A 1,530-nucleotide genomic window follows, 5' to 3' on the forward strand; every position below is an offset into this window, starting at 1 on the left:
ATGAAAGCAGGAAGAAACTAAGTAAACGGGATGAATCGATCATTCAATTCATTGAGCAATATGAAGAACTTGGATACCTGCCTGAGGCCTTATTCAATTTCATTACATTACTTGGCTGGTCTCCGGTCGGGGAGGAAGAAATCTTCACGAAGGAAGAATTCATTAATATTTTCGATGCAGATCGATTGTCCAAATCACCGGCACTTTTCGATAAGCAAAAGCTTACGTGGATGAATAATCAGTATGTGAAGCAACTGGATGCTGATTCGGCAGTGGAATTGTCATTGCCCCACTTGATTGAAGCCGGAAAGGTCTCCAAATCAATGACAGCAGATGAGAAAGAGTGGGTACATGGCCTTGTGTCCCTTTATCAAGAGCAGATGAGCTTCGGGGCGGAAATCGTTGAGCTATCCCAACTGTTTTTCAAGGATGAGGTCGAGTTCGAAGCGGAAGCGAAGGAAGTGCTGGCTGAGGAACAAGTACCGGAGGTCATGAAGGCTTTCCTTCAGGAAATCGAGGGTCTGGAAGAGTTTAGTGCCGATGAAATCAAGAAGTCGATTAAAGCGGTCCAAAAAAGCACCGGCCATAAAGGGAAAAAATTATTCATGCCAATTCGGGCTGCCGTTACCGGTCAAACACATGGTCCTGATTTGCCTAAGGCGATATCGTTATTGGGTAAGGAAAAAATTAAACAACGGCTACAGAGTATTTTATATTAACAATTAGTCAAAAATGTAATATAGTATTTAATAATCTTACAAAAGAACGCGTAGATGGGGAGAAGTAAGGAAACGATGCTTTTTAGAGAGAACCATAACCTGCTGAAAGTGGTTTAAGCCTCTCGTTTTCCGAAATGCACCCTTGAGTCCTTTGCTGAACTAACTTATAGTAGGCACAGGCGGAATGTCCTCCGTTACAAGGATTAAAGTTGGGGATGGAAAGACAGGGTTATGATGAACCTGCTTCGTACATGCCAAACAGAGTGGAACCGCGCTTGAAGCGTCTCTGTCTATTTCGACAGAGACGCTTTTTTATATGCATAAAAAGCTAATGGGAGATGCAGGAGAAGTACGGAACATAGGGGGGATCATTTTGTTCAAGATGTTTAAAGAGGATATCGAAGTGGTTTTTGATCAAGACCCTGCTGCGCGCAGCTATTTGGAGGTCATCTTGACTTATGCGGGTTTACATGCAATCTGGAGTCATAGGATGGCACACGCCCTGTTTAAGAAGAAGTTTTTTTTCCTGGCGAGAAGCATATCCCAAGTCAGCCGCTTTTTTACCGGGATTGAAATCCATCCAGGGGCCACCATCGGCCGTCGCTTCTTCATCGACCACGGAATGGGAATCGTCATCGGCGAAACGTGCGAGATTGGTGATAATGTATCTGTCTTTCAAGGCGTAACCCTTGGCGGGACAGGAAAGGAAAAAGGGAAACGTCATCCGACGATAAAGGATAATGTACTGATTGCAACTGGAGCAAAGGTTCTGGGTTCGATCACTATCGGGGAGAACTCCAAAATCGGTGCT

The 1,530-nt window shown here is 44.4% G+C and carries 2 protein-coding genes and 1 other annotated feature; both genes read left to right on the forward strand.

What is annotated here, in order from left to right; genetic code table 11:
• Positions 1 to 719, forward strand: a 719-nt coding sequence (locus tag CVN76_RS05060) for a glutamate--tRNA ligase family protein (protein WP_232732111.1), incomplete at its 5' end; no start/stop codon positions are given.
• A gap of 42 nt (positions 720 to 761) precedes the next feature.
• Positions 762 to 1,010: a binding site (T-box leader), on the forward strand.
• A gap of 79 nt (positions 1,011 to 1,089) precedes the next feature.
• The coding region (cysE, locus tag CVN76_RS05065) for a serine O-acetyltransferase (RefSeq protein ID WP_198512488.1) at positions 1,090 to 1,530 on the forward strand (441 nt) is incomplete at its 3' end.

The sequence above is a fragment of the Bacillus sp. mrc49 genome (assembly GCF_002803435.1).